Here is a 25,982-nt window from a genome sequence, read left to right on the forward strand (position 1 = left end):
GGGAGAGTAGTCAATGCCCCAACCGACCCCCCTCATCACCACCGAGCAACTCGCAGCCCAGCTCGGCGACCCCAATCTCCGCCTCTACGACTGCACGACCTACAACGAGCCGGTGCCGCCGGGCAGCGACGTGCCCTATCGCGCCGTCCCCGGCGACAAGACGTTCGAGGCCGGCCACATCCCGGGCGCCGATTTTCTCGACCTGCAGGGCGAGTTCTCCGACGCCTCCGCGCAACAATTCTTCATGATGCCTGGCGTAGCCCAGCTGGAGGCCGCCTTCGGCCGCCACGGCCTCGATGCTAGCAAGACCATCGTGCTCTACAGCATCGGCACCATGATGTGGTCCACGCGGTTCTGGTGGATGCTGCGCTCACTCGGCGTCGATGCGCAGGTGCTCGATGGCGGGCTCGACAAATGGAAAGCCGAGGGGCGGCCGCTCGAGATGGGCGCCTCAAAGGGATATCCGCCCACGACCTTCAAGGCCACGCCGCGCGCAGGCTTGTTCGTCGACAAGACCGCCGTGAAGGCGCGGCTTGGCGATCCCGCGACTGTTATCGTCAACGCGCTCGGTCCGCAATTTCATCGCGGGCTCGAGCCGAGCCGCTACGGCCGGCCGGGTCGCGTTCCCGGCAGCGTCAACGTATCAGCGGCAACGCTCGCCAATGCCGACAAGACGCTGACGACGCTTGCCGATGCCGAGGCCAAATTCGCCGCGGCAGGCGTCACCCGCGACAAGAATGTGATCCTTTATTGCGGCGGCGGCATCTCGGCGACGATCGACCTGCTGCTGCTGACGCAACTCGGCTACGACGAACTGACGCTCTACGACGCCTCGATGGGCGAGTGGGCAAGGGATCCGGCGCTGCCGATCGAGACGGACTAGGATATCCCTTAACCCTTCCCCCAAGGGAACCCCGAGGAGAGGCAGAAAGTTGGGAACCTTTCCCTGGGCCTGCATCCAATGCCCAACGAAGCGAAACGAGCAGGTGACCGCCATGCAACGGACCGCAGCCGGCCTGTCCGCCGGTGCCAAGACATCAGAAATCCGGGCATTGGAAGCCGAACTGGTCGACCGGGTGCGGGGCCGGGACGAGGCCGCGCTCCGTGAGATCATGCAGGCCAACAACCGCAGGCTCTATCGGCTGGCGCGCGGGATTTTGCGCAGCGACAGCGAAGCCGAGGATGTGGTTCAGGAAACCTACGTCCGCGCCTTCACCCATCTCGACGGCTTCCGCGGCGAGTCCAGACTGTCGACCTGGCTGTCGCGCATTGCCATCAACGAGGCGCTTGGCCGGGCGCGAAGCGCCAAGCCACATGTCGAGCTCGGCTCGGTGCCCGAAGCGATGCTCGAGGCGCAGATCATAAAATTTCCCGTTTCTCCCGCAGGCGATCCGGAAAGGACCATGGCCCAACGTGAAATCCAGCGCGTCGTCGAGCGCGCCATCGACGAGTTGCCGGATGTCTTCCGCATGGTCTTCGTCGCACGCGTCATGGAAGGCATGAACATCGAGGAGACCGCCGAGCTGCTCGGCGTCAAGCCCGAGACCGTGAAGACGCGGCTGCACCGTGCCCGCACCATGCTGCGCGAGAACGTGGAGAAGGAGATCGGTCCGTTGGTGATGGATGCGTTTCCGTTCGCCGGGTGGCGCTGCGAGCGGCTGACCGTGTCAGTGCTGAAGCGGCTCGGCATCGGCGGCTGAAGTTTTTCGGGAACGTTCGCGCGAAAATTCCATCCAACGCCTGTGAAGCAAAGCGCCGGCAATCCGCCCGGCAGCACAGGAGTGTCAAACCATGTTCGTTCGTTGGAGTGCGGCGATCGCCGCAGCAATTTTGTTGTCGAGTCCCGCGCTGCTGCAAGGCGCCAGAGCAGCCGACAAGCCGACCGATCCGCAGATCGCCCACATCGCCTACACCGCGGGCGTGATCGACATCAACGCGGCCAAGCAGGCGCAGAAGAAGGCCAGGAACAAGGATGTGAAGGCATTTGCAGAGGACATGCTGCGCGACCACGAGGCCGTCAACAAGCAGGCGCTGGCGCTGGTCAAGAAGTTGAACGTTACGCCTGAAGACAACGACACCAGCAAGGCGCTGTCGAAGCAGGCGAGCGATAAGCTGGCCGAGCTCGGCAAGCTGGACGGTGCGGCCTTCGACAAGGCTTATGTCGCGAACGAGGTCGCCTACCACAAGGCGGTCAACGGCGCGCTGGAGACCCAGCTCATTCCGTCCGCCAACAATGCCGAGCTGAAGAGCTTGCTGCAGACCGGCCTGAAAATCTTCCAGGGGCATCAGCAGCACGCCGAGCACGTCGCGGCCGAACTGAAATAGGGAGAGGTGATGATGCCGGGACGATTGTCTGCGATCGCGACAGCGGTCGTGCTCGTGGCGATGGCCGTCCCGGCGCACGCCGCGACCATACAAATCACGATGGAGAATCTCGAAATGTCGCCGAAAGACGCTTCGGCGAAGGTCGGCGACACCGTGGAATGGATCAACAAGGACGTCTTCGCCCACACCGCGACCGCTGGGAACGGGGATTTCGACGTGAACCTGCCGGCGAAAAAATCGGCGACGTTCGTTTTGAAGAAAGCGGGCACGGTCGATTATTACTGCCGCTATCATCCCAACATGAAAGCGACGCTCAAGATCGAGCCGTGACGGGCTGGGGCGCGCATTCCCGATGGCTGCGGGAACAACTCCCGGCCCTGACGAGACTAATGCTTGGCCGGGGGAGGCCGCTTCCGTGCGATAAACACGGCAGACTTCGCGACGTCTTCGCCGAGACTTCGTCGTAAAGTCATTCATCCGTAGACTGGCCCCGCCCGTGCGGCGGGGTCATTTTCGGCAAGGCTTACTGCCTGGAGCAAGGCTTACTGTCTGGAGATGTCGACCGAGAATTCGCCGTTGCGGATGCGGCCGGGAAAGCCCTCGACGAATTTCGCCACCGCGTCCTCGCCATAGGTGCCGACGAGTTCGGCCAGGGCCGCGAACAGGCTCGCCTGCGCCAGGCAGTCGCCGTCGACGCCATCATGGCGCGCTTCGGCCCAGGCCTCGTTGAGATAGCTCAGTGCGGCCTGTTTCTGCTCGTGATCGGGCAGCGGCGCGCGGGCGGGGGCGTAGGACACTGGATGGCTCATGAAACTCGACAGGGCTGGAGGCGCGTCCACGGCGATGCGCTGTGCGAGAGGTGTAGCACGCGCGTTAACGCCCGCTAGGCCACATCTTTAGGAACGGTTAACGGCTGTGTACAAAGACGATGACAGAGTTCCCCGATGCCCAACCCTCATGGTGAGGAGCGTGCGAAGCACGCGTCTCGAACCATAGAGGCCCTGCTGCAGCAGCAGGGCCTTTCATCCTTCGAGACGCGCGTTCCGCGCTCCTCAGGATGAGGAGTTCACGGTCTGGATGCGGTTGGCAGTAAATCAGTTCGCGTAGCGTGCCGTGAGATCGCGCGAGATCTTCGAGCCTTCCTCGATGTAGCGGCGGATCGCCACCGTCGCGGCCGGCGTGCAGCTGCGGTAGGTCTGCTGAAAACCGTTATAGCCGCGGTTGAAGCCGGCGATCATGCGGGTGCGGCGCTCGCCCGCGGGGGTTTCGGCATCGATCAGCGCCTGCATCTCGCTGCGCCATTTGTTGCCCTCGTTAGACCCGCAGATGCCGCGCAGATAGTGCAGCCCGCCGAGGATTTCCGCCAGCCGCTGCAAATCGCCGTCAAACGGCGCTGCCCCGTCCTGGGCCCGGGCGGGCGCGGAGGCGCAGGCGAGAAGCAGGGCAAAAATGGCCAGAAATCGCGTGGACATCGGCGGGGTGTATGCCTCCTCGGGGCGGTAGACGCAAGGCGGGGTCAGGGGCCGATCAGCCGGTGGGCCGACTGGATGACCTCTTCCAGCCCTCCGGTCAGCTTGAGGTCGCCGAGGCTCGCCAGGGCTTCTGGGGCGACCCAGCGGTAATCGTCGAGCTCGTCGTTGAGAACAGGCTCCCGCGCCACCCAGCGGGCGGCAAAGGACATGATCAAATAGTGGCCGGCGCCGCCCGGGGGCGGCAGCACTTCACGCCAGCCGGCCAGGCCAATGATGTCGATATCGAGCGCCGTCTCCTCGTCGACCTCGCGCGCCAGCGCCTGGTGCAGCGATTCGCCGAACTCGACCCGGCCGCCGGGCAGCGAATAGAACCCTTTTGCGGGCGAGCGCGCGCGGCGGGTCAGGAGCACCTTGCCGTCGCGAAAAATCGCGGCACTGACCGCGAGCTGGGGATGGGTGGGCTGGACGACCGCGGCCATGACTTCACCTGCTCGGGCTCAGTTCGCCATGATGGTGTCGACCTCGGCTTCCGCACCGCCATTGATGATGCCGCCGCAGGCCGCGATCAGCGGCCTGACCCAGACTGCGGCTTGCTCGGCGAGGCGGACGCGGGTCGTGTCCTTCTCGACCTCGCGCATGGCCGAGCCGACCGCTGACAGAATCGAGGTCATGGTGTCAGTGAGATGGTCGAACTGGGCGCGCACGTTCGGGTCGGCCTTGTCATAGGCCTCGATCGCCAGATCCCGGGCCTTGAAATTCGAGGCGGTGAAATGCTCGGCGTAGGACAGCGGCGACCAGGTCAAGAAATCTTCCGCGCATTCTGGCATGTCCGGGACCATTTCCAGCAGCATCACGGCTTCATTGAAATGGTTGAGATAGTCGGTGGCAAGCCCGGTCCGCGGGTTGATGTTGGCGACGCGCAGCCGCTCGGCCCAGGCCGCGGCCTCGGGCCCCGTCTGTCCATGCATTCGCGCCGGCTGGGAGACCGTTGAGCTCATCTGCCGCAGTGTTAACGTTCGGGGTTAAAAGGACCTGAACGGACCCTATATAGGCGCTCAAGGATGTGTGGACGCTTCGTCATAACTTCAGCCCCGGCGGCTTTGCGGCAACTGTTTGGCTATATCGAGCAGCCGAATTTCCCGCCCCGGTTCAACGTGGCCCCGACACAACCGATTCCGGTCGTGCTGGCCGAGAATGGCGCGCGCCATTTCCGCCTGATGCGCTGGGGCCTGTTGCCGGGCTGGCTCAAGGATCCCAAAGGATTTACGCTGCTGATCAACGCCCGCTCCGAGACGGTGCTGGAGAAGCCCGCGTTCAAACGCGCGATCCGCCGGCGGCGCGGCCTGATTCCGGCCGACGGCTATTACGAATGGAAGTCGATCGACGGCCGCAAGCAGCCCTTCTTCATCCACCGCGCCGACGGCGAGCCGCTCGGCTTTGCCGCATTGTTCGAGACCTGGGTCGGGCCGAACGGCGAAGAGCTCGACACGGCCGCGATCGTCACGGCGGCGGCGAGCGAGGATCTCGCCACGTTGCATGACCGCGTGCCCGTCACCATCGGCCCGCGCGATTTCGAGCGCTGGCTGGACAGCCGCAGCGATGACGTCGACACCGTGTTGCCGCTGATGACCGCCCCGCGCATCGGCGAATTCGCCTGGCACCCGGTCACCACCCGCGTCAACCGCGTCGCCAATGATGACGAGCAGTTGCTATTGCCGATCAGCGCGGAGGAGATCGAGGCGGAGGCGGTGAAGCCGAAGAAGGTCGTGCGGAAGGCGGTTGGATCGGAGGATGGCGGGCAGGGGTCGTTGTTTTAGGCGGCGGCGCCCTCAAACAATCTCCCGCGCCTTCAACTCCGCAATCGCCGCCGCGTCAAAACCTAGCTCGCCCAGCACCGCATCCGTATCCGCGCCGAGCTCCGGCGCCATCCGGTCGAGCTTGCCGCCGCCATGGGCGAGCTTGAACCCGCTGCCGGCGAAGCGCAGGCGCCCGTAGGGCGTATCCAGCTCCTGGATCGCGCCGCGCGCCTTGATCTGCGGATGGTCGATCACCTCCTCGACCTTCCAGATGCTGGCGCAGGGCGCGCCGGCATCTTCCAAAATCGTCTCCCATTCGCGCGCAGGCCTCGCCGCGAGCGCCTCCTCGATGATGGAGCGCAGCGCCGGCTCGTTGTCGTTGCGCGCAAACCAATCGGCGAAGCGCGGATCGGTCAGCGTGTCCTCGCGGCCGAGCGCAGACATCAGCGCGCGACATTGTTTCTCGTTGTTGACGGCGAGCAGAATGTGGCCGTCGCCACATCGAAACAAATTCGCCGTGGTCCGGCGGCTCACGGCCTGATTGCCCGACAGTGTTTGCCGGTGGCCGGCGACCGACCAGTCCGCGATCTGCCCCGACAGAAACGCCATCGTCGCCTCCAGCATGGAGACGTCGATGAGCTGGCCCTTGCCGGTGCGGTCGCGCTGGTACAGCGCGCTCGACACGCCGAACGCAGCGGTCGCGCCCGAGAGCACGTCGCAGACCGCAAAGCCCGCGCGCGTCGGGCCGGTCTCCGGATGGCCCGTGATCGCCATGATGCCCGACAGCGCCTGCATCTTGCCGTCATAACCGGGGCGCAGCCGATCCGGGCCGGTCTGGCCGAAGCCGGATACCGCGCAGTAGATCAGCTTTGGATTGATCGCGGACAGCGCCTCATAACCGATGCCGAGCTTGTCCATCACGCCCGGCCGGAAATTTTCCATGACGACGTCGACATTTGCCGCGAGCTTCTTCACGATCGCGATCGCATCGGGCTTTTGCAGATCGAGGGTCAGGCTGCGCTTGTTGCCGTTGATGGCCTGGAACGCCGGCGCGAGACCGCGGTCGGCCCATTCGCGCGACAGCGGCGTGCGGCGCATGTCCTCGCCCTCGCGCCGCTCGACCTTGATCACGTCGGCGCCCAGCAGCGCGAGCTGGTAGCTCGCATAAGGGCCGGCCAGCACCTGCGTGAAGTCCAGGATCTTCACGCCTTCGAACGGTCGCGTCACGTCGCTCTCCCTTTTTGTTTTGGTTGTCGGAGGACGTCAGGCGGCGCGGTTGCCGCGCGCGAGCTCCTTCTGCTTGTCGAATTCGGCACGGCGGCGCGCCAGCTCTTCAGGTGAGAGCTGCGCAACGTTGTTTGTAGTCGAGCTTCCAGGAGGCGTCCTCGCTCCAGCGCAGCGGCGACTGCATGGTGGTCTGCGGGCCGCTCGCGGTCTCCAGCAGTTTCAGCGCCAGCTCGAGCGTCTGCGCCTGCGAGGCGATGTCGTGCGGCTTGCCGGCGGAATTGCCGAGCGGGAAATCCGAGAACAAAAAGCGCGGCACGGCGGCGTGTTCGATGATGTCCTTGGCGCAGCCCATGATCACGGTCGGAATGCCGTTCGCCTCGAGATGCCGCGCCACCAGCGCGGTGGTCTGATGGCAGACCGGGCAGTTCGGCACCAGCACGGCGACATCGACCTTGTCGGCAACGGCCCGCGCCAGAATTTCCGGCGCGTCGGTGTCGAGGGTGACGCGATGACTGCGGTTGGTCGGCGCGCCGAAGAAGCGCGGGGCCACCTCGCCGATGCGCCCGGCGGCGCTCGCCTTCAAAAGCTGCGGCAGCGAAAACCAGGTGCCGTTGTCGGTGGCCGAGGTGTGCTTGCGGTCGTAGCCGATATGGGAGATGCGCAGGTCGTGCGGCTTCGCGGTGTCGCCGTCATAGACCTGGTAGAACTTTGCGCTGCCATTATACGCCGCGCCCGGCCCCTGGTCGCCCTTGGTGGGATCATACGGCGCGGCCGTGGTGATGATGGTGACGCGCGATTGCGCCAGCGGCTTCTTCAGCGGCTGGAACGGCGCCTCGGTGTAGTGGGCCCAGCGATACGCCGTGGTGTAGCCGATCGCGGTGTAATAGTCCCGCGTGCGCTGCATATAGGGGACGGGTGCATCATAGTCGGGCGCAAAGCCGAATTCGTCGTCGCGCGAAGCGGTCATGGGGCGCGTCTCCTGTGGTTCTTGTTGGCAACAGACTAAAGATAGTCGGCGACGAGCTCAACGGGGGGCGGGGTGATGCAGGTCAGAATTGCAGCGCTGATAGAGCGAGTGCTGCTTTTTCCCCTCTCCGGCAAGGGAAGAAGGAAGGAAGACAACCTACCGAAACAGATGCAGCGCCGCGTATTGCAGCAGCATGATCGCCTTGGCGTCGATGATGCGCCCGTCCGCGATCATCGCCAGCGCCTCGTCGATGCCGAGCTCCAGCACCTCGATGTCCTCGCCTTCATGCTCGAGGCCGCCGCCGTCGCTGACCCGCATCTCCGGCTCGTACTCGGCGACGAAGAAATGCAGCTTCTCGGTGATGGCGCCGGGGCTCATGAACGCCTCGAACACCTTGTGGACGTGGTGCAGGCGATAGCCGGTTTCCTCCTCGGCCTCGGCGCGGATGCGCACCTCGGGCGAGGCATCGTCCAGCACGCCGGCGGCCGCCTCGATCAGCAAATCGTCGTAGCCGCGGATGAAGGCCGGCAGGCGGAATTGCTTCACCAGGATCACCGTGCGCCGTGCGAGATTATACGGCAGCACGGCGGCGGCGTTGTCGCGCTCGTAGGTCTCCCGGTGCTGCGTCTGCCATTCGCCATTGGCGCGCCGGTACTCCAACGTGGTGTTCTTGAGGGTGGTCCAGTTGTCCGAGAGCACGCGGACGTCCTTGATGCGGACGCGGTCGGAAATGGTCATGGCTCGATCTCAGTTGCTTGCTCAGTTGCTTGGAGTCGTGTCGCGGCCGTCGAGCCACTTCTGGAACATCACCGAGGTCGATTCCTCAAAACCCAGCGACTGATAGAACGCACTGGCCTGCGCGTTCTCGCGCCGGACCAGGAGCTGGAGCTTTGCAATGCCGGCCTGGCGCAGCCAGTCCTCGGCGGCGGCCATGATCACCCGGCCATGGCCGCGCTTGCGGCCATCGGGGTCGACCGCGACGTAATAGACCCAGCCGCGATGGCCGTCATGGCCGACCATGACGGTCGCGACGATCGCGCCGCCGTCGCGACCGATCAGGATGGTGGAATTGTCGCGCCGTCGCGCCAGCGCGATGTCCGAGTGCGGATCATTCCACGGCCGCGTCAGGCCGCAGCGCTGCCACAGCGCGACCACAGGCTCGACATCGGCGTCATTGATCGCATCGATCCTGAGAGCACTCACAGCACTTTTCCCGGGTTCATGATTCCAAGCGGATCGAGCATCGCCTTGATGGACCGCATCAGCTCGATCGCGGTCTTGTCCTTCACGTCAGGCAGCTCGTCGCGCTTGAGCACGCCGATGCCGTGCTCGGCCGAGATCGAGCCGCCCATGCGCAACACGATCGCGAACACCACTGCGTTCATCTCGTGCCAGCGTGCCAGGTAATCCGCGGTGTTGGCGCCGATCGGCTGGCTGACATTGTAGTGCAGATTGCCGTCGCCGAGATGGCCGAACGGCACCGGCCGCGCGCCGGGAATCAGCTTCACTACGGCGGCATTGGCCTCCGTGATGAAGGCGGGAACGGTGGCCACCGGCACGGAAATGTCGTGCTTGATCGAGCCGCCCTCCGGCTTCTGCGCCGACGACATCTCGTCGCGCAGCTTCCAGAAGCCGGCGCGCTGGGTGAGATTGGCCGCGATCACGGCGTCGTCGACGATCTCGTCCTCCATGGCGCGGCCGAGGATCGTCTCCAGCGGCGTGCGGGCATCGTCGCCCGGAGAGGACAATTCCATCAGCACGTACCAGGGATGTTTCTGCGCGAGCGGGTCGCGCACGTCGATGCCGTGGCGGATCGAGAAATCGACCGCCATCTCCGACAGCAACTCAAAGCTCGTCAGCGCATTGGCGGCCTCGCTTTGCGCGATCGTCAGGAGTTTCAGCGCCGCATCTGGCGATTTCAGCCCGACGAAGGCGGTCTCGATCGCCCGCGGCTTTGGAAACAGTTTCAGCGTCGCGGCCGTGATGATGCCGAGCGTGCCTTCGGCGCCGATGAAGAGATTGTGCAGATTGTAGCCGGTGTTGTCCTTCTTCAGCTTCGACAGCACGCCCAGCACGCGCCCGTCGGCCAGCACCACCTCGAGCCCGAGCGCCATCTCGCGCGCGACGCCATAGGCGAGCGCGGCCGTGCCGCCGGCATTGGTCGAGAGATTGCCGCCGATGGTGCAGCTTCCTTCGGCGCCGAGCGAGAGCGGGAACAGCCGGTCCATTTCAGCGGCCTTCTGCTGCGCGATCTGCAGCACCACGCCGGCCTCGCAAGTCATGGTGTTGGAGGCGACGTCGACCTCGCGGATCTTGTCGAGCCGCCGCAGCGACACCACCACCTCGCCATTGTGTGGCGTCTGTCCGCCGACGAGGCCGGTGTTGCCGCCCTGCGGCACCAGCGAAATTTTGTGCTCGGAAGCCAGCTTGCAGATCGCGGAGACCTCCGCGGTCGAGCCCGGGCGCAGCACCAGCGGCGAGCGGCCGTGAAACAGATTGCGCTCCTCGGTGACGTACGCCTCGATGTCGGCCGCATCGGTGATGGCATGGCGATCGCCGACGATCTTGCGGAATTGTTCGAACAACTCGGGCGCAAGCGGAGGGGTGGCGGATTGATTGACGTTCATGGTCGTGTCTCTTCTCAAGCTTCTTATCGGGCGACCGCGGCCCGGCGCAGCCGGTCGTTGATCGCTTCGCCCAAATCGTCTTCGGGGATCGCCATCACGGCGATTGCGCGCGGCCTCCTGGCATCGAGGGCGCGAAGATAGCCGAACAGATTGGCGGCGGCTTCATCGAGATCACCGGTGGGCGACAAATTCATGACAGCGGCGGCGGCGTCAACGCCCGGCAGGCGCGCGGGGCCGAACGCCAGCAGCGCTTCTCCGGGCGCAACGTCCTGCGCATTGAGCCGCACATTGGCGCGCGGCGCGTAATGCGAGGCCATCATGCCCGGCGCCAGTGGCTGGCTGTCGTCGCTCCCGGCCTCCGTGGGCAGTCGCGCCAGCGGTGCGCCGAGCACGGCTTCGATCCGCTCACGTGACAGCCCGCCGGGCCGCAGCAGCATCGGCGCATTGAGGCAGCCGACAATGGTCGATTCGACGCCGACCGTAACAGGCCCGCCGTCCACGATCAGGTCGATCCGCCCCGCAAGGTCGCTTTCGACATGGGCGGCCAGCGTCGGCGAGACGTGGCCGGAGAGGTTGGCGGAGGGCGCCACCACCGCCCCGCCAAAGGCGCGCAGGATCGCCTGCGCCACCGGATGGGCCGGAATGCGGATTGCGACCGTGTCGAGGCCCGCGGTGGCGAGATCGGCCACCGGGCAGTTTTCCGTCTTCGGCACCACCAGCGTCAGCGGCCCCGGCCAGAACGCCTCCGCAAGGCTCAAGGCGCAGGCGTCGAATTGCCCGATCCGCCGCGCGGCCGCGAGGTCGGCGACATGCGCGATCAGTGGGTTGAAGGCCGGCCGCCCCTTGGCGGCGTAAAGATGGGCGATCGCGGCGGCATTTCCGGCATCTGCTCCGAGCCCGTAGACCGTCTCGGTCGGGAACGCGACCAACCCGCCGGCAGCCAATGTCCGGGCGGCAGCTTCCGCTCCGGCCTCGCCGGCCGGTAAAATCAGCGTTTCAAGACCCGTTTTCACAGGGATAAAATTCCTCGGCTCGGCCGCTTGCGGTGCGCCACACCCGACGCTATAAGCCGGCCTCTTGTCGGAGTGTGGCTCAGCCCGGTAGAGCACTGCGTTCGGGACGCAGGGGTCGCAGGTTCGAATCCTGCCACTCCGACCAGATATCATTAGGTTTTTTCTTCTGATCTTTGGTCCTTCCCGAGTCAACCACCGTTTCAACCACGGAAACATACCGGCCTTTTTTGCCAATAGCCGTGGCCGCCCCCTGAAGAAAGTCTGGGTGGTGATGTCCGTAGGTGTTCTGCAGGACCTCGGGAGACATGCCCAGGAACCCTGCAGCCTCCCAGATTGGCACGCCACCCTGCATGAGCCATGTCGCAGCCGTATGGCGCAGGGTGTGGGGTGTAACCCTCCCGGGTAGCCGGGCAAGCCCTACGGCGGTCTTGAAGCCCTTTTTCACCGAGGCGACCGGCTTGCCGTTGAACTCAACGAAGCACTCTGCGATCAGCTTATGGTTCCACCAACGCCGAAGGTGGGGGCGAGCAGACGAGGCGGTATAGGGGCTGGCGTCTGACGCTTTTTTGTCGCGCGCTTGCCAATGGCCTTACGATAAAAAATGCCGCGCTCGAGATCCACGTAAGAGCGCCCACTTATCGCATATGGCGACGCCGATGCGATCGCGCCTGCCCGAGTGCCGGTGTACAGGCCGATCAGGATGAACCGAGCGATATGACGCAGAGGTCTTCGGTTCGTGGCGACCGGCCCGCCTTTCGATGATCCTGAGTGTATCGTCTGCTTCTCACGATACCTCCAACAATGCCAAAGCAACCCTGCGGCCTCTTTGCGAGTCAGCCATCGGTCGCGCGCCTCACCTTTGGGAGGGAGCGATACCCGCACCACGCCGCGGTGAAAGCCTTCCTTTCCGTGGTGGTTGATCGCAGCCCGCAGTGTCTCAAGATCGCGGCGAGCGCCCCCCGGACCGCCGCGATGCTTTGTGTACCCCGCACAACTCTGGGCATTGATCTGCGCCAGCTTCTTGCCGCCCCAATACTCGTTGAGACGTTCGATCCTCGGCTCAATCTCGTGTTGCTCGCCTGGCTCGCCAATGTCCGTTAGGTAGATTGAGAGAACATCGGCGCAGTCGATGTCTTCTATGTCCCGTCTACCTCGCTCCGGTTGGTACTTGCGTGCAATGTAGTCCGCGAGCGCCTGCTCTGCTTGTTGAGGCGGCTTTGTTCCAGACGCGTTCGCAAGGCATCCTGTGGCGATATGCCGGTCACCGTCCTTGATGATCCAGACGGCTTGGGCGACGAGTTTGCCGTCTCTATATCTGGGCTTACGTTTGTAGAGCCGAGCTCCCTTGCTTGGACGCGGCATAATTTCCTCATTTCATTGATGGCTTCCATGGTGGTGTAGTCTTTGCCTGCAATACGCTCCACTTGCAGCCGGCCGCGCAGGACTTCGCGCCGCAGGCCCGATGCCGTCATCGAACCGTCGGGAAAAGCCAACTTTGCAGCGATGGAAAGACGGAGTGGCGCGTCAGGAGCGAGCCGGCCAGCAACAAGACTGTCGTCCATACCCAAATGTCTTCCGAAGTCTGAAGGACTTCAGTTGAAGACTGGACAGCGAACAGTCGAATACGGGGCTGTCATTGGGTTTCGAGTGCTGGTGCAGAAAGAAGCAGCGAGTCTAAAACGACCACTGCAACTCTTAATCTATACAATGACCAAGCAAAATTCAAGTTTCTATGCTCGTGTCGACCTGTCAACGAACCGGCGCAAACCCAGATCGCTTCGGTCTCGTCGCAGGACCATCCAGCGGGCTATTGTTGCGGAAATCTCAGCGCCGTCCTTGTTTGCATGCCTCCTTGAGCTTCTTAGCGCCGCATTACGATGGTCGTGTACGACCATTCGCGGACGGCAACGAACAACTACAGCCGTTAGCGCGATGCTACGGCCCGGTCATCCTTTGCTATCGCAATTTTGGTTGCAACTGCTGCGTCTTCGACTAATATGGTGCTCACGGATCATCGCTGAGCGCTCAAGATCTTTTGCGCAAATCGCTGACCCTAGACTCAGCCACGTTAGTGGACAGGTGGTTGGAGTCTCTGCCGGCGGGCCGCCATGCTCCGCCCTGCAGACAACGAGCGCCCGCGAAGACGTTCCTGAATGGTACTTCGCGGCTCGACGCGGCAGGCAACGGGCCTGCAACTCGCGGCCGACCGTTGAATCCACTGAAAATTTCAGCCCCACCGAAACTGATTTTTGAATGGTACGCCGCGGCTCGACGCGGCATGCAGCAGGCTGTAACTCGCGTCGGCTGTTCAATCCACCCAAATTTCAGCTTCACCCGAAACCGATCTTTGCCGCTCTCGATTGAGCGGTGTGGAGAACTATGCCCATGAGCAAGTCGGAATACACGGAACGAAATTGCTTTAGTTTGGAGGAGTTCTGTTTTCGCAACAGAATTGGACGCACCACCGCATACAAGGAGATCAAGGAGGGCCGTCTTCATCCGAAGAAGGTTGGAAAACGCACCTTGATTTCAAGCGAAGAAGAGGCACGCTGGTTTGGTAGTGCGCCCGCTCTTGGGGAGACTCATAATGTTTAAAGTCAAGGGCCACCAATCATCTAAAAACTCAGCAATCAAGGCACTCTCATACGAGGAAGCACTCGCTGAACTGGAATCTCTGAAACAGGAGCACAAAGAGTTTCTAAAAGGCCATCGGAAGACCTTGTACCAGTTTCTGCAGCGGGCGGCCGAAACGGCATTGTCGGTAGAGGCCGATGAAACCACCACGTCTCGGCTTCGCAAAAAGATAGGCGAGAAGGACGTTCTGCGCGGCGCTTTGATCTTTATTTTCGACGCAAACTCTGAGTCCGACAAGAAGGAAAGCTTCGAAAAGGGCACAAGCGTTGAGATATCTGATCGACAAACTCCAGGTCGCAGTCGAGGACATTGCGACGGCAATCCTTAAAAATGGAGGGATCGAGAAGCTTGCAAGACTGGCTGCTAAAACCCGCCAAGACGAGCCCAACGAAGATCAGGAGGATCAGGATGGCGACAACCAAGATGAAGAAGCAGTAGAAAGCCTTGATGCCGAACGCAAGTTCGGCCGGCAGATCCGCGTGGGCCTTTCGCCTAAACTATCGGAAAAGCTAACTCGGTTTGCCGAAAATGCTAGGATCAAAATCATCGGTTATGTCCGTATGTCCTCCGATGAATTGCCGACCGTCAAGGTGGAAAAAATCATCGCGATCCAGGCCAAAGGGAAAACCACCAAAGCCGGCAATGCAAAGACGGCTGGCAAAAAGCATGATGATGGATCGTGGGGATAGGGATCGCTTTAAGCGAAATCAGCCCCTCCTGAATCACGAGGCGCTCGAGCGCCTCGTGATAGTCAGGTGGCTTATGGTTTGTTCTGCATCCTCGCGTGAGGTTCTTTCAGCCCCGGGAATAGAGGCGCATGGAATGTTCTCTGCTGCGCCACCGGCTACTTAAGAGCTCCCTTGCTTGCTGCTTGCTTGAACACACCAATGAACGAATAGACGTTCTATAGCACCTAGATGGGCTGTTTGATCCGCCTACGACCGAATCTGCGTGACGCGACAACCTTGTAAAGCATCTCCAGTATTGGACTGGAGATGGACATGACATTCTATCGAAAAACGCGGATTGAGTATTGGCAGTCGCGAGAGCATTCCGCGCTGCGAAGGGCATTCGATGAATCGAAGAAGCGTCACACCTTATCGCGTGGTGATCGAGAGCTGCCGAAGGGTAGATTTCGACATGATCTGCTGGCCGTAAATTCCTTTTCACGTCGGATCTGGGGGCAAGCTGTTAGCAATGAACTGTCGGGCTTCTTCTGTGACGGAGGGGATGGTTCAACGCACAACCAGGATGTATTTTTTATTTCCCTCATGGACGTGCGGTGCGCGAGACCGCCCGAAGATCGCATGACTGTTGGGGACCTGGAATTCATCAAGAACCGGCTGAGGTATGGCTTACGGGGGTTCTCGTATTTTGGCGTGGTCGAGCCAGCCTATTACGTCAATTTGCAGCACGGCGTGCGATATGCGGGCAAGCTTTGCATGTTCTGGCACCTGCATGCTCTGGTCTGGGGCGTTGCGCGTAAGGAGCTGAAGAAGCAGCTCCGAAAGCTTGTGCGCTCGGGCCACTATAGCGCAATCGCCGATGGTTTGCGCGCTACTCACATCCGAAAAATCAAACACGGTAGATTACCCAAGCATGTAGCCTATCTACTGAAATCGCCATGCAAAGGCTATCGACTCTCGGTGCGAGATCGAGAAGATGAGTTGGGGCGGCCGATCACCGACGTTGATGGTGTGGTATTGCGGCAATTCAAACAAGGTAAGGAGGATCTTCGACATGGAGAGAGGATCGTAATCTTCCACGCCATGAAGCACCTCCACCTTGACAAGCTCGCTGTCGCTGGCGGCGACGGTGCAAAGCTTCTCAAGACTGCCAAGCGCATCGCTTTGAGGGGCGATACTACGACACTCAGAAGCCGCATTCCCGGTCCGATCCGAAGGAGGCACAGGCAAATCACAATGGCGCGGCGCTGAATTGGCCCTACCTCTCGGCACGATACCGCCCTTGTACCCTCGCTGGGTGTCCGAGATCCGGATCGTGAATTTTCACTGAGTGGCGGGGCGATTAGAGCACTACGACAGAGGCGCTCAGGCGAACTTGTAAAAGATCCTTGTCCAGCCGCGACGTTGCGGCCAACAAGGAGGAATTCAATGGACGTTAAGCTTGACGCCATCATCGCCGAAATCGCCCGAACTCTCGATCTCAGTCTACTATTGCACGATCCCGAGTTCGCGGACTTGCCGAAACCTCAAAGGTTGCACTTCATCACGAGGAGCTTGGCAACACGCGGAATCGCCAAAGGCGAAAAGTACGGCGGGAGAAAGGTTCGGCGCTGGCGACAGTCGCGGCATTTCGAAAAAAACTTCGGTCTGAAGAACCATGGAATACCGGATGAGATCGAACGGATCGAAGCGCCAGTAGCCATATCGACGCTTGTCGATGAATTTTCCAAACTTCTGGATTTCAATGATGAACCGATCAACGCGGTGACCGACTACGCTTCTCGGAGCATCAACGGTATGACGTGGAAGATCACGCCGACGGAATGGTAGCCCAAACCGCCGTATCCTAAAGACTGACCACGTACTGCTGATCTGTCGGGCAACATTCAAGGAGCTGAGTGGCGCTGCGCGAATGAAGGCTTCGAGCTCCGCTGAACCGGTGGGGCTCGTAGCTTTTGATACCGGCGTGAAAAGGGCCAATGCGTCGAACGTCATTTTTTCGGCTCAATCGCCCCAATCGCCTTCTGGAAAATCGCGAAGCGACCGCCTCCGCTTCCTTTTAATCTCCACGGCTGCCCGCGCGCATCCGGCCAATCCATCGTGTAATCGTGCGAACTGCCGTAGCCTAGTGGCCGGGACATCTTGTGAGTAGATGTATTCCAGGGCTCTTACCCAGCGGCTCTTTTGCTTGTGGTTCGCCTCAGGCAAGACTGCCTCGATCAAAATGCGGATCGAGGTCATGTCTTTGCGCTGTGCGATTCCTAGCTGGCCGGCGAGGGCGCGAGCTGACCGCTTTGCGATCTTGCGACGTTTCCAATCGATGTACAAGGAATAGACCGCTTCCATGACGTTGTAGATTTCGAACCGGCCTCGACGCAGCCTCAGTCTTGTTGCTGCTTCCATTGCAGGGCGAATGGCCGCTGCGAGTTCGGGTGACAAGCGCGACGCCCGCCTTTTGCCTTGTTGGGTGGTCTGCATGATGATTTTTTCCCATTTTTTCTCAGGCGATATGTCTGAGAAATTAGGGTCGCCTGAGGCGATCATTCGTGCGGAAAAGCGGGTGCTATCTCACCTAGAAAAGATTGCCGATTCAGATCGGCTAAATTTCGCAAAAACAGTCGAGAACGCGTTGTTGAGCGGCATTCTGAACGACAGCAAAGATATGCGGCCACCGGGCACGCTCAATGAATCGTACAAAGAAGCGCTCCCGCGACCCGGAGGTTGTCTTGATGGGCAGCAAGTCGTTCCGCCGCCAATATCGCCACATAGAGCTCGCGGCGGATGTTCGGCAGGAACAACGTTACCGCCTTGCCCGAGCCAAAAACGTGTCCTATCGGAAGTTTTCTGGCCACTGCGCACACCTTGCTGGGCTGTCGGATCAGAACGCGGCAGTTCATGTCCATGGCGGCAGAAACGATGCTGTCCCTCAGAATAGTGAACCGAGCGCCCCGCGGTCTTCCATTGGCGTCGAGACCTAAGACATAGACTTGGTAGACCCCTGGCGGTTCCGATTTCTGGCCCATAACAAGGTCCTTGTACAATGAGTCATCGGAGCTCGATGCCTTTGACGAACTTCTTTGTTTTGACCGTGGAGACAATGGTCTGCATCATGTCCTTTTCCGCGGTCGGTTCGTAGCTGAGGTGCCAGCCCATGAATTCGTGTGCAGGTGCATTCACCGGGAAGCCGTGGTTGGCACCGTGGTACTCGATCATCCGCACGGGAACCGACCGTTTCCTCTTCACGAGTTCTTCGCACCATTTTGGATTGTTCGCGTCATCCTGGTCCCCCATGAAGAGGATGATGGGACCTGTGTAGAGCGCGGAATGCTGCAATGACGGACTACAACCCGGCGCAATCGCGAACGCTGCTGCAAAGTGGCGTGAATGATCTGCTTCCTGCGTTGTCATTGACACCAACGTCGTTGTGCCGCCGTTACTATAGCCCATGAGGTAGACTCCATCGGCCTTTGCGAGCTTCTTCTCAATCAGGTAGTCGAGAGCAGAGTAGGCGTCGTCGGCGCGGCGGCGGCCCCAATGCAGATCGGCGAGGCCGCACGACTTGTCCACATACCGCGTGGTGAAGCTGTCGAGCACCAGCACACCGACGCCTTCCTTGTTGAGAAGATCGGCAACGTGCGCCGCCCACTCTTTGGCCTCGGTGCCTAGACCGCCGCAACCATGCAACAGAATGACGAATGGTGTCGGACCCTTCTTCGCGTCCTTGGGAGAGTAGATGAAAGCGTTCAACTCGCCGTCCTTCTGCACTTCGCCGAACTCCTCCGGCGCGCCGTTCTTGAAGTTCTTTGAGAACCCGGAATCGTAGGGGTTTTCCTTCGACCAGTGCTTCCCCGAGTTGTGAGCGTAGTCACCTTTCCACGAAATTCTCACCTGTTCGGCCGAAGCTGCTGTGGTCGAGAGTACCAGCATCAAAAGGAATATACGTTTCATTTCTTTGGCTCGCTTCGTTTGCCGTCTTGGATGAAGCATAACGGGAATTGCAGGCTGATCGTCAGGGGGAAGCCGCTGCACGCGGGGAGGTAGGGCCGGGCTCGGGGTGGAGCCCGGCACTGTAGTTGAGACCATATGCCCGATGAGACTCCATCCAGCAATGCAGGACTGGCGCGTCAGTGTTGGCAAGAACTCGGCGTATTCGTCAGCACAGCAGCATCGAATGACCCAAGAGCAGCTGGCGTTCGAAGCTGATCTGGATTTGACCTACATCGGCGGGATTGAGCGAGGGCGGCGAAACCCCAGCCTTTTGGCAATAGCGCGAATTGCTGCGGCGTTGTCGGTGTCGTTCGTCAAACTCGTCAGCGAGCAGTGAGGGGTAGGCTTTGGTCGATCAGGAGGACGTTAGTACTCGTCCGGCCTCATAATCGTGATGATTCGCTCGGTGACGGCAGGGTCTGCCGGATTGGGTGAATGAAAGTTGAGGGATTTGTCGTAGTAGTCAATTCTGAACATCACGGCGGTCCCTTCGAAATCAAAGACGCCAAAGTCGTGCTCCTCGTGGGGATCGTTGGCATGGCAAAAATCGTCGAAGACGGCGATGCTCTTGACTAAGCGTTCGACGGTTTCGGGACCCAGCTCGGCGATACCGGCCGTGATGACGGCGCCGCCGCCGAGAAGGTGCTTCCGAAGCTCGTCGTTGAGCGTGCGTATCCGGTCCGTGTCCGTGTGCAGGGACATGGTTGGTCTCCCCATGGTGCGTGTTGATTGATGTGTCTGGCTGGCGTCCGCTCAGTATCAGGCGGGGGCAGATTGTAGGTGCCCGGGCCGTGGTCCGGGCTTGGTGCTAGGCTTGCAGGTTATTCTGGACCGGGGTTTACGAGTCCTACTTGGGCGACGTGCCGGACGTAGGTCCCCTTGTCCGGGTAGTCGCGAAGCTGAAGGGTCAAAACCTGGTCCTCGCGCTTGATCACCAGGCAGGGCCACCAGCCAAATCCGGGGTCGTCGTCCTCGACGAGCACCAGTTGGCCAACAGCGATGCTCTCCCACGTTCGCGGTAAGCCAGCAGCAACGACGCCGCCTTCCTTTGCCTTTTCGGCGGATGGCGCTGGCGCGGGTTGGTGAACGTGGCTTTCATCGTCGGGTGCCTCCAGCGCTGCTCTGAGCTTGCTCAGGAGATCCCGCCGGATCGGCGGCACGAAAGCCTTGCCGCTCGCGTACAGCCTTCCCACGGGCAGCTTCATCGCGATCTCGGTGACTCCCGGAGAGGCCGGGTGGACCGCCGCCAAGTTCATTTGACTCGCGGCGCCAACGATTTTCTCGTTGAACTCCGGAAACCGGGCGCCCCGTGGCTTTCCATCCCCGTCAAGTCCGAAGACAAAGAGCTTGTCTGTAGCGTTGGCATTCTTCTTCTCTTGCTGCTTTCCCATCTTCTCCTCCTCAAAAGCAGACGGGGCCCGATAGGGCCCCGTGATCTGCGGTTTCAGCGATGTCGTGGCTTGGCCACGGTGGCGGGCCAGGTGCCCGCCGGGGCAAATCAATCACAGATGGTTCTCCACTATAAATTGCAAAGTCGTTATAGACCTTGTAGAGCGAGTATAGGCTAGCAGTGGTGCTGTCTCAAGCGAAATCTGTGCCAAAACGCGTTCTAACTAATTGTTTTTACGCCGATTTTAGCCATTTTTCAGCGGTATTCGGCCGCACCTTTGGTGCAGGTGGCAGTAGCCGATTTGGCAGGCTTGCCGGTCGTCAATTCGGTTACCATTACACAGGTTGAGGCCGTCCAGAGAGCACAGCCTCCAAATGGCATTTTGCACGTACCTGGCGAACCTCTTCGGGAATACAGGGTTCAACGTGCGCGTATCGATACGGCCGGCCACGGTCCTGATGATCTCGGCACAGCCACCCGGGCCGTAACAAGCGGCGCCATAAGCGTGAGAGCTACCGCAGTCTTGTAAAATGCCCGTGCGATGCAGAAAATTATGAACCAGCGTGTCCACCGCGATCATCGCGGTACCGGTTTCAAGCCAGAGCGGCCGGTGCTCGCGTACGCCGATCAGCAGCGTCGAAAGCGTCATCATCAATATCTTGTCGGAGACGCCGTAGACGTTTCGGAGGGGGCCGATCAATGCCTCCTGACGTGCCGCTTCCAACTCGGCGATTGTAGCGCCTTTCGCGCCGTCGAGTTGGGCGTCGATCCAGCCCACCAGATCGCCGTTGGCGAGGTCGCGGACGAACAAGAAGAGCGAGTACGCGGTTTGGTTCAATCGGCCATTGCGAAGGCGCGGCCGGGGAAGGGCGCACGCATCGATGTGATCGGGCTCCGCGCAGGTAAAGCTGGTCTTGTCGTATCGGCAGCCTTCGAAATGCCAGTAGCTGCGCAGCTTGGGGCAAGAGGGCGCATTCTTCTGGCTCGCTGCCATTGCTGACCAGGATGCGGTGCCATGCTTGTGGATGTAGTCGCGCGCGACGCGGTCGGAGATGCCTTGGAAGCTAAACGTCGTGACGAGCCAATCAAAAAGCGGCGGCGTGTCAGCGAGGGCGACAGCTCGAATTAGGCCGGCGTCCTGAGCCTCGTCGTCGATCTCGTCAAGGAACGACATCGAACCAGCGACCGCACAGACCGTCCGGATCAAGCTCTCAGCGCGGCTCAGCGGATCGGAGGTTCTTGCCGCGACCGATTTCCTGCTGGTCGGGTTCTTTGCCGAGCGTCGACCCGGAACGCTGGTTACTAGATGAGGGATACCAGCCTCCGTTGAGCGTCACTATCGCCGTCGATGTAGCGTTGCGTTGTCTGAATGGATCGATGGCCGGCCAGCAGTTGAACGTCGCGCAGCGAGCCGCCTGCCTTGTGAACCGAGCGCGCCGCTCGCGTGATAAAAGTCCGACGCCCCGAGTGCGACGAGCATCCCTTGAACCCGAGCTCTTCGTAAGCGCGGTTGAACCAGACAACGATGCTCATTGGCGTCATTGCGCCGCCGCGCTCGGATCGAATAAGTGGGCCATGCCCCGGAGACTGCTGCCGCGCCTCGACGAGGGCCTGACGAAGCTCAGGATGAATTGGAATTGAGCGGCCGCTGCGTTTCTTGGCGATCTCGTCGCGAACTTCAAGCGTGCCGCCAACTTCGCCGCTTGGGTTCAGCAGCATCGCCCATGTCAATTTGGCGATCTCGGCGGCGCGAAGACCTGCTTTGACCGAGAGCAGGACGATGAGGCGGTTGCGAAGCGGGTGGCGAGAGCGCGCGGCGAAAAACAAGAGATCGTCGATATGATCAGTTGAAAGTGTCTTGGCTTGCTTGCCGGCCATCGTACTTAAACCAGTTACAGCGAGATTCTAGAGAATCTGGCTGTGCGTGCAAGGGAAAATCTCGCGTGTCGCTGACTGATAAGGTTTTCAGAATTTTCTTATCAGTCATGAAGCGGATGGTTCAATTCGTACGCCCCGGGCAAGCTCGATACCTGGTCGGACGCATAGGTCAAAATCAATCTTGTAAAGTAGTTCGCGACGACAAAGACCGTTGTGAATCTCAACCTCATCATAGATTGGAATGTCAAAATGAAATCGAAGAAGAAGCAGAAAAAGTTGCGTGGTCACTTTCTAGCTAGGCATGCGCTGTTGACCTGCCCCTGAAGTTTCACCCAGTAGCGGTTAGAGTCTCGGGGGATGTTACGCCGTTTGGCGCGGTGTGAGCAACGTGCGATCGGCGGAGCTGGTCGGGGTTGCGCAGCCGATCGCACGTTGCGGTGAGGTAGGCGGCATAGGCCGCAGGAGTCAGATAGCCGAGCGAGGAATGCGGGCGTTGGCCGTTGTAGTCGCCGACCCAATCCGCAATCTTGGCGCGGGCGTGATCGAGGCCGAAGAACAAGGTTTCGTTGAGAAGCTCGTCCCGCATCCGGCCGTTGAAGCTTTCACAGAAGCCGTTCTGCATCGGCTTGCCCGGCGCAATGAAGTGCCAGTCGATCTTGTTCTCCTCCGACCAGGCCAGCATGGCATTGCAGGTGAACTCGGTGCCGTTGTCGGAGACGATCATGCCCGGCTTGCCGCGCTGATTGATCAGCGCCGTCAGTTCGCGTGCCACCCGCCGCCCCGGGATCGAGGTGTCGGGGATGGCCGCCAGACATTCCCGGGTCACGTCATCGACGATATTCAGGACCCGGAAGCGACGGCCGCTGGCGAACTGGTCGTGGACAAAATCCAGCGACCACCGGGCGTTCGGCCGAGCCTCGACCAGTATCGGCGCTCGGGTGCCCAGCGGCGCGGCGGCGGGCTCGGCGCTTGCGCACGCTGAGGCCTTCCTCTCGATACAGACGGTAGATCCGGTTCCGCCCGGACGGCTCGCCCTGCTGGCGAAGCAGCACGAACAGCCGGCGGTAGCCGAACCGCCGACGGGCATTAGCAAGCTCGCGCAAGTGGCCGCGTAGTTCGGTGTCCGGCGGTCGGCACGATCGGTACCGAACCATCTTGCGGTCAGCGCCGACGATGCCGCAGGCCCGCCGCTCCGACAGACCCATGACGGCCTGCAGGTGCGCGACGGCTTCGCGCTTGGCGACGGGCCCTACCATTTTTTTGACAAAAGCTCGCGTAGCGCTGCAGCATCCAGCATCTGCTCGGCCAGCAGCTTCTTCAGCTTGGCGTTCTCGTCCTCGAGTTGCCGCAACCGCTTGGCATCGGAGACGTCCAGACCGCCGAACTTCGCCTTCCAATTGTACAGCGTCGCTTCAGAGACGCCATGCTTCCGCGCCAAATCGGCAGCCTTCGCACCTGCCTCATGCTCACGCAGCACGCCAATAATCTGCTCTTCCGTAAACCTGGCTCGCTTCATCTGTCCGTCCTTCAGAAGGCCGGACTCTAACTTCAACTGGAGGAAATCGGCAGGGGCAGGTCACTGTGGGCTGAAGTTAAGCATGCTTCGGAGTTGTTGCAACAATCGCATTTCAGGGCCTTTAGCTTGTACGAAGACATTTCCGCCCTTCAAGTTTCGATATCGGACGCTGTGGTCCACTTGGAAGAATTAGTTAGGGCCACTGACGAAGAGGATATGAATTTAGAACAGCAGAAAAAAATACGCGCGATGTTGGAGCGGATCCGGAAACATTATCGCCAAATGGATAGCGCCAGTGAACCTCTCTCGTTTATGCGAATCGCTGAAGATCTACTACGAGTGATGGATGAGCTAGCGCAAGAGCTTGATGTACCGTTGCGGGCGGTAAAAAAGTTGGTCCACTATTGTGAAGCAGTGTAGTCGCTAGTGTGGGGACGTTGGACATTCGTTGCTCACGTCGGCTATAGTTGGCGAAGTGGTATCAACCCAGGCTAAGCCGAGTTTCGGCTCGGCCTGCTTTTCGACCGTTCTTACAATTGCTCGTGCCGATAAGGGTTTCGCAGAACCTTATCAGTTCTGAAACTGGATAGGATTTGAGAGAAAGCTTATCAGTAGAGACGGAGTTGATGCTTCAGCCTAGCGTTCGTGTTGCGGCCCAATTTGCCGACGCGGTACCTTTTAGTGACCATGAAACCTATCAGGATTGGTGGTAAATCTGGGCACTCCTCCCTACACGCCAAGATTGACGTATCGGTCTGGCTGCGCAAAATCGTATTTCCGCGTTTGCGATTTCCAAGACGTTCCGGGTTAAGGTCGCCCAAGTTGTTCTTTTCGGCTGTCGATTTGAATATTGAGAAAGTTGTACTTCCGCTGAGGGCGTTTCACGGCGGTAGTATGGCTATTATTGCCTGTTTCGCCCTAACAGCGGTGGCTGCCGCTCAAGACGCGGGGCGGGTCGCCCGATGCGTAGCTATCCAGGACGTCGATGAACGAATTGAATGCCTTGAGGGAAGGAGCAGCGCTCCCGACGTGTCCACACCTGGCCGGTCAAGAGCCCCACAGGTTGGGCCGAGCTTCGACTGCCGAATGGCGACATCGTCAATCGAGCGGGCGATCTGCGGAGACGCGGTTCTTTCGGATTGGGATCTGCGGATGGGCCAGCAGTATCAGCAAGCTCTCCGGCTCAGGAAGGTAGCTGATCGCCAATCACTCATCGAAAGTCAGCGGTCGTGGATCCAACAAAGAAACATGGGGTGTGGCGCGGTAGCCGGCAATGCTGTCTGGTCATGCGTCCTAGAAGCGACGAAACAGCGCATCGCCGTTCTATCCGAGGCGCCACCCTTAAGCCTCGACCCTACGCCAACAGCCCCACCCTTGCCATCGCCCCAGCCGCAAGCCAAAGCGCAGAATCTTCCTCCTGTCGCCCCACCGACTGTTCCGTCAAAGAGCGCCGGTGCTTCGCCAGCATCGAATCCGCCACCTGAGTCGACGAGCGGCACGAATCCGCTGCTCGTGCTCATCTTCATCGTCGGCGCGATCGGTGGCGCGATCGCCGTCTACAACAACATTCGACGCCGAGAGGAGGAGCGACGACGCGCGGCCGAACGCCAGCGGCTGGTCGCAAAATACGGCGACGAGATCGCCGACCGTATCCTGGCGCGTGTCGTTTGGCAGGGAATGACCGAGGAGCAGTTGCTTGAGTCCCGCGGCCATCCTGCCGACAAGGATTACGAGGTCAGGAAGTCCGTCAGCAAAGAGACCTGGAAGTACGGGCAAACCGGTAAGAACCGTTTCAGCAACCGTATCTTCCTCGAGAATGGCATCGTTACCGGCTGGAAAGAGTAAGCTGCCTCACCTCGAAACGGCTTTGTAGTTTTCGTCAGCCTGGAGGTACTCGGCGTACGCGGTCTCGACCGGGGCGTGCAGCTGCGTTCTGGCATTGAGCACACGCGCATGAAGCTGTTTCAGCTCCTCGTAACCGTTCCGGATCGCCTGTTCGAGCTTGCGCCGTTCCACCGCGATCTCGTGCTCGATTTTATCGATGTCACGCTTATCAACGCCGGTGGCGGCGTTGAACTTGAAACCGGCCTCAATCGATTGCCGCCACGCGTAGAGGGCCCCGCAGAGTTTAGGCCCGAATCCGGGCACGTTCTCGACCGCCGTGCTCAACAGGTCGGCCGCCGTCTCGATTCCATACGATTGCAAGGTGCGCTTGCGGCCGTTGCCAATGCCCTCGATGCTGGCCTTATCGATCTCGAACTGGTCGAGGTAACGCGACAGCTGCGCCTGCCTCACCGAAGTCCTGAGTTGGTCAAGCTTCGATTTCCTTAACGTCGGAAGATGATCTACCAAGGCCTTCAACCTCAGCACCTCTTGTTTCTTGCCGTCGAACGCGCCAGACCCGGCCCGTTCGGTCCATTCCTGTTGGGCGCGCAGCCAAGTGTTCCGCGCCTTGGCCTCGGCA

Annotated in this window: 31 protein-coding genes, 1 tRNA gene and 3 pseudogenes; 14 read left to right on the top strand and 21 right to left on the bottom strand. The window is 60.7% G+C overall.

All coding sequences use genetic code 11. The annotated features are described in order from the left end of the window. Positions 1-13: 13 nt before the first annotated feature. From ACVWYI_RS10445 to ACVWYI_RS10460, 4 genes are all read left to right on the top strand, one after another. Complete coding sequence (locus ACVWYI_RS10445) at positions 14-883, top strand: sulfurtransferase (protein ID WP_456661903.1); 870 nt, start codon at positions 14-16, stop codon at positions 881-883. A 112-nt stretch (positions 884-995) separates the two neighbouring features. Continuing rightward, on the top strand, positions 996-1,700 hold the full coding sequence (locus ACVWYI_RS10450; RefSeq protein ID WP_456661904.1) for an RNA polymerase sigma factor: 705 nt from the start codon (positions 996-998) through the stop codon (positions 1,698-1,700). Positions 1,701-1,791: 91 nt separating this feature from the next. After that, complete coding sequence (locus ACVWYI_RS10455) at positions 1,792-2,325, top strand: DUF4142 domain-containing protein (RefSeq protein WP_456661905.1); 534 nt, start codon at positions 1,792-1,794, stop codon at positions 2,323-2,325. Between the two features lie 12 nt (positions 2,326-2,337). Then, the gene (locus tag ACVWYI_RS10460; protein ID WP_354046116.1) at positions 2,338-2,655 is read left to right on the top strand and encodes a cupredoxin domain-containing protein; all 318 of its coding nucleotides are present in this window, start codon (positions 2,338-2,340) and stop codon (positions 2,653-2,655) included. 212 nt (positions 2,656-2,867) lie between these two features. Here the strand turns inward: ACVWYI_RS10460 and ACVWYI_RS10465 are convergent, their stop codons facing one another. The 4 genes from ACVWYI_RS10465 to ACVWYI_RS10480 form a co-directional block, all read right to left on the bottom strand. Further along, positions 2,868-3,134 carry a hypothetical protein gene (locus ACVWYI_RS10465; RefSeq protein ID WP_007594892.1) on the bottom strand — a complete coding sequence of 89 codons (267 nt, stop codon included), beginning with the start codon at positions 3,132-3,134 and terminating at the stop codon, positions 2,868-2,870. A gap of 285 nt (positions 3,135-3,419) precedes the next feature. Next, entirely contained in the window at positions 3,420-3,797 is a 378-nt protein-coding gene (locus ACVWYI_RS10470; protein ID WP_247440890.1) for a TIGR02301 family protein, read from the bottom strand. A gap of 44 nt (positions 3,798-3,841) precedes the next feature. Further along, positions 3,842-4,276 (bottom strand): NUDIX hydrolase, encoded by a 435-nt coding sequence (locus ACVWYI_RS10475; protein ID WP_247440892.1) that lies wholly within the window; start codon positions 4,274-4,276, stop codon positions 3,842-3,844. Between the two features lie 18 nt (positions 4,277-4,294). Next, positions 4,295-4,795, bottom strand: coding sequence for a hypothetical protein (locus ACVWYI_RS10480; RefSeq protein ID WP_456661906.1), 501 nt, complete (start codon positions 4,793-4,795; stop codon positions 4,295-4,297). Between the two features lie 63 nt (positions 4,796-4,858). On the opposite strand from ACVWYI_RS10480, the gene ACVWYI_RS10485 reads away from it, so the two are divergent. Next, positions 4,859-5,614, top strand: a complete 756-nt coding sequence (locus ACVWYI_RS10485) for an SOS response-associated peptidase (RefSeq protein ID WP_247340215.1) — start codon at positions 4,859-4,861, stop codon at positions 5,612-5,614. A 12-nt stretch (positions 5,615-5,626) separates the two neighbouring features. Here ACVWYI_RS10485 and ACVWYI_RS10490 read toward each other — a convergent pair whose 3' ends face one another. From ACVWYI_RS10490 to ACVWYI_RS10515, 6 genes and pseudogenes are all read right to left on the bottom strand, one after another. Continuing rightward, positions 5,627-6,820 carry a CaiB/BaiF CoA transferase family protein gene (locus ACVWYI_RS10490; protein ID WP_456661907.1) on the bottom strand — a complete coding sequence of 398 codons (1,194 nt, stop codon included), beginning with the start codon at positions 6,818-6,820 and terminating at the stop codon, positions 5,627-5,629. A 36-nt stretch (positions 6,821-6,856) separates the two neighbouring features. After that, positions 6,857-7,787: pseudogene (locus tag ACVWYI_RS10495) on the bottom strand (glycine reductase). Positions 7,788-7,943: 156 nt separating this feature from the next. Continuing rightward, positions 7,944-8,525, bottom strand: coding sequence for a GDP-mannose pyrophosphatase (locus tag ACVWYI_RS10500; protein WP_456661908.1), 582 nt, complete (start codon positions 8,523-8,525; stop codon positions 7,944-7,946). 21 nt (positions 8,526-8,546) lie between these two features. Beyond that, positions 8,547-8,990 (bottom strand): GNAT family acetyltransferase, encoded by a 444-nt coding sequence (locus ACVWYI_RS10505; protein WP_456661909.1) that lies wholly within the window; start codon positions 8,988-8,990, stop codon positions 8,547-8,549. Then, on the bottom strand, positions 8,987-10,414 hold the full coding sequence (locus ACVWYI_RS10510; RefSeq protein WP_456661910.1) for an FAD-binding oxidoreductase: 1,428 nt from the start codon (positions 10,412-10,414) through the stop codon (positions 8,987-8,989). The genes ACVWYI_RS10505 and ACVWYI_RS10510 overlap by 4 nt, the downstream gene beginning before the upstream one ends. Before the next feature lie 23 nt (positions 10,415-10,437). After that, positions 10,438-11,427 (bottom strand): L-threonylcarbamoyladenylate synthase, encoded by a 990-nt coding sequence (locus ACVWYI_RS10515; protein ID WP_456661911.1) that lies wholly within the window; start codon positions 11,425-11,427, stop codon positions 10,438-10,440. Positions 11,428-11,495: 68 nt separating this feature from the next. Between ACVWYI_RS10515 and ACVWYI_RS10520 the strand changes: the two genes are divergently transcribed. Further along, positions 11,496-11,572 (top strand) — tRNA-Pro (locus tag ACVWYI_RS10520). 183 nt (positions 11,573-11,755) lie between these two features. Here the strand turns inward: ACVWYI_RS10520 and ACVWYI_RS10525 are convergent. Both ACVWYI_RS10525 and ACVWYI_RS10530 read right to left on the bottom strand, forming a co-directional pair. Next, positions 11,756-11,872 (bottom strand): annotated as a pseudogene (locus ACVWYI_RS10525) (tyrosine-type recombinase/integrase); the annotation flags it as partial. 44 nt (positions 11,873-11,916) lie between these two features. After that, entirely contained in the window at positions 11,917-12,789 is an 873-nt protein-coding gene (locus ACVWYI_RS10530; RefSeq protein ID WP_456661912.1) for a site-specific integrase, read from the bottom strand. A gap of 1,023 nt (positions 12,790-13,812) precedes the next feature. Between ACVWYI_RS10530 and ACVWYI_RS10535 the strand changes: the two genes are divergently transcribed. The 5 genes from ACVWYI_RS10535 (at position 13,813) to ACVWYI_RS10555 (ending at position 16,577) form a co-directional block, all read left to right on the top strand. Further along, complete coding sequence (locus tag ACVWYI_RS10535; RefSeq protein ID WP_456661913.1) at positions 13,813-14,022, top strand: hypothetical protein; 210 nt, start codon at positions 13,813-13,815, stop codon at positions 14,020-14,022. Continuing rightward, positions 14,015-14,389, top strand: a complete 375-nt coding sequence (locus ACVWYI_RS10540; protein ID WP_456661914.1) for a hypothetical protein — start codon at positions 14,015-14,017, stop codon at positions 14,387-14,389. The genes ACVWYI_RS10535 and ACVWYI_RS10540 overlap by 8 nt, the downstream gene beginning before the upstream one ends. Next, positions 14,328-14,750, top strand: coding sequence for a hypothetical protein (locus ACVWYI_RS10545; RefSeq protein WP_456661915.1), 423 nt, complete (start codon positions 14,328-14,330; stop codon positions 14,748-14,750). The genes ACVWYI_RS10540 and ACVWYI_RS10545 overlap by 62 nt, the downstream gene beginning before the upstream one ends. A gap of 312 nt (positions 14,751-15,062) precedes the next feature. Further along, positions 15,063-15,998 (top strand): hypothetical protein, encoded by a 936-nt coding sequence (locus ACVWYI_RS10550; RefSeq protein ID WP_456661916.1) that lies wholly within the window; start codon positions 15,063-15,065, stop codon positions 15,996-15,998. Positions 15,999-16,175: 177 nt separating this feature from the next. Beyond that, positions 16,176-16,577: a hypothetical protein gene (locus tag ACVWYI_RS10555; protein WP_456661917.1), complete on the top strand. Its 402-nt coding sequence runs from the start codon at positions 16,176-16,178 to the stop codon at positions 16,575-16,577. A gap of 174 nt (positions 16,578-16,751) precedes the next feature. Here ACVWYI_RS10555 and ACVWYI_RS10560 read toward each other — a convergent pair whose 3' ends face one another. From ACVWYI_RS10560 to ACVWYI_RS10570, 3 genes are all read right to left on the bottom strand, one after another. After that, entirely contained in the window at positions 16,752-17,291 is a 540-nt protein-coding gene (locus ACVWYI_RS10560) for a hypothetical protein (protein WP_456661918.1), read from the bottom strand. Positions 17,292-17,428: 137 nt separating this feature from the next. Then, entirely contained in the window at positions 17,429-17,770 is a 342-nt protein-coding gene (locus ACVWYI_RS10565) for a hypothetical protein (protein ID WP_456661919.1), read from the bottom strand. A gap of 22 nt (positions 17,771-17,792) precedes the next feature. Next, positions 17,793-18,695, bottom strand: a complete 903-nt coding sequence (locus tag ACVWYI_RS10570) for a dienelactone hydrolase family protein (RefSeq protein WP_456661920.1) — start codon at positions 18,693-18,695, stop codon at positions 17,793-17,795. Positions 18,696-18,855: 160 nt separating this feature from the next. Between ACVWYI_RS10570 and ACVWYI_RS10575 the strand changes: the two genes are divergently transcribed. After that, entirely contained in the window at positions 18,856-19,071 is a 216-nt protein-coding gene (locus tag ACVWYI_RS10575) for a helix-turn-helix transcriptional regulator (RefSeq protein ID WP_456661921.1), read from the top strand. Between the two features lie 29 nt (positions 19,072-19,100). Here the strand turns inward: ACVWYI_RS10575 and ACVWYI_RS10580 are convergent, their stop codons facing one another. The 5 genes and pseudogenes from ACVWYI_RS10580 to ACVWYI_RS10600 all read right to left on the bottom strand — a co-directional run bounded on the left by ACVWYI_RS10580 (position 19,101) and on the right by ACVWYI_RS10600 (position 23,518). After that, entirely contained in the window at positions 19,101-19,436 is a 336-nt protein-coding gene (locus ACVWYI_RS10580; RefSeq protein ID WP_456661922.1) for a DUF3768 domain-containing protein, read from the bottom strand. A gap of 119 nt (positions 19,437-19,555) precedes the next feature. Further along, a complete protein-coding gene (locus tag ACVWYI_RS10585) occupies positions 19,556-20,125 on the bottom strand; it encodes a hypothetical protein (protein ID WP_456661923.1) in 570 nt (189 codons plus the stop codon). A 243-nt stretch (positions 20,126-20,368) separates the two neighbouring features. Then, on the bottom strand, positions 20,369-21,298 hold the full coding sequence (locus tag ACVWYI_RS10590; RefSeq protein WP_456661924.1) for a hypothetical protein: 930 nt from the start codon (positions 21,296-21,298) through the stop codon (positions 20,369-20,371). 128 nt (positions 21,299-21,426) lie between these two features. Continuing rightward, a complete protein-coding gene (locus tag ACVWYI_RS10595) occupies positions 21,427-22,002 on the bottom strand; it encodes a tyrosine-type recombinase/integrase (RefSeq protein WP_456661925.1) in 576 nt (191 codons plus the stop codon). 328 nt (positions 22,003-22,330) lie between these two features. Next, positions 22,331-23,518, bottom strand: a pseudogene (locus tag ACVWYI_RS10600) (IS3 family transposase). 126 nt (positions 23,519-23,644) lie between these two features. Here ACVWYI_RS10600 and ACVWYI_RS10605 point away from each other — a divergent pair. Both ACVWYI_RS10605 and ACVWYI_RS10610 read left to right on the top strand, forming a co-directional pair. Continuing rightward, complete coding sequence (locus ACVWYI_RS10605) at positions 23,645-23,938, top strand: hypothetical protein (protein WP_456661926.1); 294 nt, start codon at positions 23,645-23,647, stop codon at positions 23,936-23,938. Between the two features lie 666 nt (positions 23,939-24,604). After that, positions 24,605-25,363, top strand: a complete 759-nt coding sequence (locus ACVWYI_RS10610) for a lysozyme inhibitor LprI family protein (RefSeq protein WP_456661927.1) — start codon at positions 24,605-24,607, stop codon at positions 25,361-25,363. 6 nt (positions 25,364-25,369) lie between these two features. Here ACVWYI_RS10610 and ACVWYI_RS10615 read toward each other — a convergent pair whose 3' ends face one another. Next, positions 25,370-25,879, bottom strand: coding sequence for a helix-hairpin-helix domain-containing protein (locus ACVWYI_RS10615; RefSeq protein WP_456661928.1), 510 nt, complete (start codon positions 25,877-25,879; stop codon positions 25,370-25,372). Between the last annotated feature and the right edge of the window lie 103 nt (positions 25,880-25,982).

Source organism: Bradyrhizobium sp. LB13.1 (genome assembly GCF_054056815.1).

Excerpts from the sequence above, each read along its gene's own strand:
- ACVWYI_RS10540 (WP_456661914.1), top strand. The coding sequence starts at position 14,015 with ATGTTTAAAGTCAAGGGCCACCAATCATCTAAAAACTCAGCAATCAAG.
- ACVWYI_RS10460 (WP_354046116.1), top strand. The coding sequence starts at position 2,338 with ATGCCGGGACGATTGTCTGCGATCGCGACAGCGGTCGTGCTCGTGGCG.
- ACVWYI_RS10570 (WP_456661920.1), bottom strand. The coding sequence starts at position 18,695 with ATGAAACGTATATTCCTTTTGATGCTGGTACTCTCGACCACAGCAGCT.
- ACVWYI_RS10510 (WP_456661910.1), bottom strand. The coding sequence starts at position 10,414 with ATGAACGTCAATCAATCCGCCACCCCTCCGCTTGCGCCCGAGTTGTTC.
- ACVWYI_RS10450 (WP_456661904.1), top strand. The coding sequence starts at position 996 with ATGCAACGGACCGCAGCCGGCCTGTCCGCCGGTGCCAAGACATCAGAA.
- ACVWYI_RS10590 (WP_456661924.1), bottom strand. The coding sequence starts at position 21,298 with ATGTCGTTCCTTGACGAGATCGACGACGAGGCTCAGGACGCCGGCCTA.
- ACVWYI_RS10530 (WP_456661912.1), bottom strand. The coding sequence starts at position 12,789 with ATGCCGCGTCCAAGCAAGGGAGCTCGGCTCTACAAACGTAAGCCCAGA.
- ACVWYI_RS10565 (WP_456661919.1), bottom strand. The coding sequence starts at position 17,770 with ATGGGCCAGAAATCGGAACCGCCAGGGGTCTACCAAGTCTATGTCTTA.
- ACVWYI_RS10470 (WP_247440890.1), bottom strand. The coding sequence starts at position 3,797 with ATGTCCACGCGATTTCTGGCCATTTTTGCCCTGCTTCTCGCCTGCGCC.
- ACVWYI_RS10500 (WP_456661908.1), bottom strand. The coding sequence starts at position 8,525 with ATGACCATTTCCGACCGCGTCCGCATCAAGGACGTCCGCGTGCTCTCG.
- ACVWYI_RS10445 (WP_456661903.1), top strand. The coding sequence starts at position 14 with ATGCCCCAACCGACCCCCCTCATCACCACCGAGCAACTCGCAGCCCAG.
- ACVWYI_RS10535 (WP_456661913.1), top strand. The coding sequence starts at position 13,813 with ATGAGCAAGTCGGAATACACGGAACGAAATTGCTTTAGTTTGGAGGAG.
- ACVWYI_RS10610 (WP_456661927.1), top strand. The coding sequence starts at position 24,605 with ATGGCGACATCGTCAATCGAGCGGGCGATCTGCGGAGACGCGGTTCTT.
- ACVWYI_RS10455 (WP_456661905.1), top strand. The coding sequence starts at position 1,792 with ATGTTCGTTCGTTGGAGTGCGGCGATCGCCGCAGCAATTTTGTTGTCG.
- ACVWYI_RS10550 (WP_456661916.1), top strand. The coding sequence starts at position 15,063 with ATGACATTCTATCGAAAAACGCGGATTGAGTATTGGCAGTCGCGAGAG.
- ACVWYI_RS10560 (WP_456661918.1), bottom strand. The coding sequence starts at position 17,291 with ATGATCGCCTCAGGCGACCCTAATTTCTCAGACATATCGCCTGAGAAA.
- ACVWYI_RS10480 (WP_456661906.1), bottom strand. The coding sequence starts at position 4,795 with ATGAGCTCAACGGTCTCCCAGCCGGCGCGAATGCATGGACAGACGGGG.
- ACVWYI_RS10575 (WP_456661921.1), top strand. The coding sequence starts at position 18,856 with ATGCAGGACTGGCGCGTCAGTGTTGGCAAGAACTCGGCGTATTCGTCA.
- ACVWYI_RS10585 (WP_456661923.1), bottom strand. The coding sequence starts at position 20,125 with ATGGGAAAGCAGCAAGAGAAGAAGAATGCCAACGCTACAGACAAGCTC.
- ACVWYI_RS10465 (WP_007594892.1), bottom strand. The coding sequence starts at position 3,134 with ATGAGCCATCCAGTGTCCTACGCCCCCGCCCGCGCGCCGCTGCCCGAT.
- ACVWYI_RS10595 (WP_456661925.1), bottom strand. The coding sequence starts at position 22,002 with ATGGCCGGCAAGCAAGCCAAGACACTTTCAACTGATCATATCGACGAT.
- ACVWYI_RS10555 (WP_456661917.1), top strand. The coding sequence starts at position 16,176 with ATGGACGTTAAGCTTGACGCCATCATCGCCGAAATCGCCCGAACTCTC.
- ACVWYI_RS10475 (WP_247440892.1), bottom strand. The coding sequence starts at position 4,276 with ATGGCCGCGGTCGTCCAGCCCACCCATCCCCAGCTCGCGGTCAGTGCC.
- ACVWYI_RS10580 (WP_456661922.1), bottom strand. The coding sequence starts at position 19,436 with ATGTCCCTGCACACGGACACGGACCGGATACGCACGCTCAACGACGAG.
- ACVWYI_RS10485 (WP_247340215.1), top strand. The coding sequence starts at position 4,859 with ATGTGTGGACGCTTCGTCATAACTTCAGCCCCGGCGGCTTTGCGGCAA.